Annotated in this window: 3 protein-coding genes; 1 reads left to right on the forward strand and 2 read right to left on the reverse strand. The window is 58.8% G+C overall.

Annotated elements, in window-relative coordinates:
• The first annotated feature begins 303 nt into the window (after positions 1-303).
• On the forward strand, positions 304-1629 hold the full coding sequence (locus BGI27_RS17475) for a DEAD/DEAH box helicase (protein WP_095526051.1): 1326 nt from the start codon (positions 304-306) through the stop codon (positions 1627-1629).
• Between the two features lie 86 nt (positions 1630-1715).
• Here the strand turns inward: BGI27_RS17475 and bamC are convergent, their stop codons facing one another.
• Both bamC and dapA read right to left on the reverse strand, forming a co-directional pair.
• Complete coding sequence (bamC, locus tag BGI27_RS17480; RefSeq protein WP_095526052.1) at positions 1716-2858, reverse strand: outer membrane protein assembly factor BamC; 1143 nt, start codon at positions 2856-2858, stop codon at positions 1716-1718.
• Between the two features lie 9 nt (positions 2859-2867).
• On the reverse strand, positions 2868-3746 hold the full coding sequence (gene dapA, locus BGI27_RS17485) for a 4-hydroxy-tetrahydrodipicolinate synthase (protein WP_095526053.1): 879 nt from the start codon (positions 3744-3746) through the stop codon (positions 2868-2870).
• Positions 3747-4012: the final 266 nt, after the last annotated feature.

Below are 4012 nucleotides of genomic sequence, written 5' to 3' on the forward strand. Positions count from 1 at the left end.
TGAAAAACAGTATTTCATGAAGCTCGGGGCTGTCTAGGAAACCCGGGGCGATTCACGTGCAATTCAGATGGTTATGGGATAGAGTGGCGCCCCTTGCGTTGTACCGAATACGGTGCAACCAGTTTCATCGTCTCTGACCCCCTCCTCACGCAATTCCGATTTCCGCTTCCGGAATATCTCCGCGTTTGTCGTACTGGTTGGCGCCGATGCTGTTCGCAGCACTGCTTGCTGCGCCTTATGCGCCAACCATCCGCCCGCCGCCACGCGGCCGCGGCCGCTTTGCGCTTTTCCCTTAGGAAACCGATGTCGTTCGAAACCCTCGGGCTATCGCCCACCCTGGTCAGCGCAGTGACTCGCGCCGGCTATACCAGCGCAACGCCTGTCCAGACCCAAGCCATCCCGGCCGCCCTGAGTGGTGCAGATCTGATGGTTTCTTCCGCCACAGGCAGCGGCAAAACCGCCGCCTTCATGCTGCCTGCGCTGCAGCGTCTGCAATCCGACCCCCGGGCACGCAGCATCGGCCCACGCGTGCTGGTGCTCTGCCCCACTCGTGAATTGGCCCAGCAAGTCGCCAAAGCCGGACAGACTTACGGCCGTGGCCTGCGTCGCCTTTCCATCGTCAGCGTGGTCGGCGGCATGCCCTATCCTGCGCAATTGCGCCTGCTGCGCCAACCGGTCGACGTACTGGTAGCCACTCCCGGACGTCTGCTCGACTACATCGGCAGCGGCCGGATCGACTTCTCTCGCTGTGAAATGCTTGTCTTTGATGAAGCGGATCGCATGCTGGACATGGGCTTCCAGGAAGATATCGAACAGATCGTCGCCACACTGCCCAAGGAAGTTCAGACACTGATGTTCTCGGCCACCTTCGGTGGCGAGGTCGGGCGTCTGGCTGCCAGCATGCTCAAGCAGCCTCAGCGTATCGAACTGGCCAATCAGACCGACCGCCATTCGGACATCGAACAACGCGTTCACTGGGCTGACGATCAGGCACACAAGAATCGCCTGCTCGACCACCTGCTGCGCAACGAAGGACTGACCCAGGCCATCATTTTTGCGGCAACCAAGCGTGACGCCGAATGGCTCTCCGAAACGCTGGCCGACAAGGGATTCGCTACAGCCTCTTTGCATGGCGACATGCCGCAAGGCAAACGCAACCGGACGCTGACCGGACTGCGGCGCGGTGACATCAAGATCCTCGTGGCGACCGATGTGGCCGCACGCGGTATCGATGTACCCACCATCAGCCACGTGATCAACTACGGCATGCCGATGAAGCCGGAAGACTACGTACACCGCATCGGCCGTACCGGCCGCGCCGGACGCAGTGGCATTGCCATCACACTCGCCACCGCGGCCGAGCGCTCCAAACTGCGTGCGATCGAACGCTTCACCACGCAAAAAATTCCAGCCAGCGAAATCGCCGGACTGGAGCCCAGGGCCAAGCCCGAGCACCGCGGCACAGAACGCCCTCGTGGATTTAGCGACCGCCCCCGGAGCTTCTCGGATCGCCCGCGCTCAAATGCGGAACGCAGAATGGGCGCTGGGCGAAAGCCGGCCAAGGCTGGAGAAGGAGAATCCCGTTCAGCCTTCCGTCAAGAAGACAGGACACGTCGCCGGGCGCCGTAAAAACGACAGTTTTACGTATAGCTCTATCAGCGAGGCCCAACAAAAAAGGCAGCCACATGGCTGCCTTTTTTGGGTTTAAAGAAAGATCATTTCAACTGATCCAACAACAAACCCAGAATCTGTTTTGTCGCCTCTGCGGGAGCTGGGGCCCCATCCTTGTCCAGCAGGCTTATCAGGCTTTCCTGCTCGCCTCGAGCTTCGATCTTGACCTGATACTGGCTAGTTCCCAAAGCAGGTTTGCTACGCCAGAACGCCAGTTTTGACCAAAAACCTTCCTTCTCCTTGTTCTCTTGCTCTGCAGCAAGGTGGCGCACGGAGTACAAATTTTTGGCCCTGTCGCGGTCTTCCACTACAACCCCGACGCGATCCAGTGCGAGCCCCAGCTGACGCCATGCTCTGTCAAGCGGTTGCTTCACACGCAGTTGTTGTCTGCCATTCGTCGCCGTAATCAGCTCTGCCTGAGCCGAAAGAGGCGCCTTGCTTTCCGCAACAATCTGTTGCGCCGTCTGGGACTCAACTCCCAAGTACACGACCAGACGCTGCAGCATCTCGGCCTCCAGCTCTACATCTGCGGGACGAGGCATCCAGATCGTACCATCAACAAAATCTCCCTTGGCAACCTCTTCCAGCCGTTGATGGCTGATATAGATTTCCAACTGTCCAGGTTCGATACGCTCGACACGGAGCCGGAAACGATCGCGCTCGCCCGTACTGATCAGGGAGCCCAGTACACGCCCCAAGGCATTCTGGATCGGATCCTGATAGAGCTTGGCACGATTTTCAGCCCAATCGGTCATCATCACGCCGACTGCAGCATTTTCCTGCAACACGATGAACCCATTGGCCTTCCAGAAAGCCAGTAGTTTCGGCCACGTCTGGTCAATGCGTGCATTGGGCAGAACCAGCCAACGCTGAGTGCCCGCTCGCTGCATCCTGATTCCCGATGGTGCTTCTTGCTTTGCAACCTGGGGCACCACCTGCCCTTCCACGGGCTGTTTGACTACAGCAGCGCTCTCTGCCGTTGCAGTTACTGCAGGCGTAGTCAAAAGATAACGCTCGTCCCTTGTCGGTGCAGTCAGGTCCGGCGGTACCTCAAGACGTGCTGAAGCGTCTTCCGGCTTTGCCCCCGGGGTACGATAGTCGATCGTCGGCCGATCATTTTTGCCGCCACAGGCAGCCAACATGGCAAGCAGGCAAACACTTGCCCCGATTCGCAGTGTAGAACGCATGAAAACCTCTCAGAACTGGATGTCGGCCGCGCGCATGGCAAGACGCACGCGCTCATGAAAACCTTCTGACAGCTGGGTAAGGGGCAAACGGATCCCCCCTCCCATCAATCCGATTTGCTGTGCTGCCCACTTCGCGGGAATGGGATTGGCCTCGACGAAGAGATCACGATTGAGCAGGAAGAGTTTCCTGTTGATCGCGTTGGCCTGCGCCACATCCCCCCTGGACGCCGCTTCGCACAGTTCGTGCACCAGACGCGGCACCACGTTGGCACTGACCGAGATCACTCCGTGCCCCCCCAACAACATGAATGCCATGGCTGTCATGTCGTCACCGCTGTAAAGCGCAAATCCTTCGGGCGCGCGCATGGCAAGATCAGTAATCCGCTCGATGTTGCCGGTGGCGTCCTTGATGCCGATAATGCCCGGCACCTTGGCCAGGCGCAGAACCGTATCGTTCTGCAGATCCGCCACCGTACGGCCAGGGACGTTGTACAAAATCACCGGCAGATCCACGGCCTCCGCAATACTGCGGAAATGGCCATAGAGCCCCTCCTGGGTCGGTTTGTTGTAATAGGGCACCACAGACAATGATGCCTGGGCTCCGACCTGCTTGGCAAACCTTGCCAACTCGATTGCCTCCCGAGTGGAGTTCGCCCCGGTTCCTGCGATTACAGGCAGGCGCCCTGCTGCGTGCTCAACCGCAGTCCGAATCAGCTCGCAATGCTCTTCGACGGTGACCGTGGGCGACTCCCCTGTGGTTCCGACGACGACCAATCCGTCTGACCCTTCTTTCACGTGGAAATCGATCAGCGTGCGAAAACGCACCAGATCAAGCTTTCCATCCGCGTTCATGGGGGTCAGCAAGGCAACGAGAGAGCCGGTAATCATATCGGGCAGCGTGAAGAACCAAAGGATTAATTGTACCCGAAGGCAGCAAACCGCACGGTTTACCCGCGATTCAAAGTGACGCAGCAGATACAAAAAGCCCCACTCAAGGTGGGGCTCATGAAATGTCCGGATCTCAGCGCTTGCTTCCACCAGCATCCGGCTTGGCTTTCGCCGCCGCGGTATCCACCTTGCCCTCACCACCCAACACCAGCTGAGCAACCGTCTTGGCCGTCAAGCGCTATGCATAGTCGAATCCCACATCGAGC

This window comes from Candidatus Dactylopiibacterium carminicum (genome assembly GCF_014736495.1).
Lineage (GTDB): Bacteria > Pseudomonadota > Gammaproteobacteria > Burkholderiales > Rhodocyclaceae > Uliginosibacterium > Uliginosibacterium carminicum.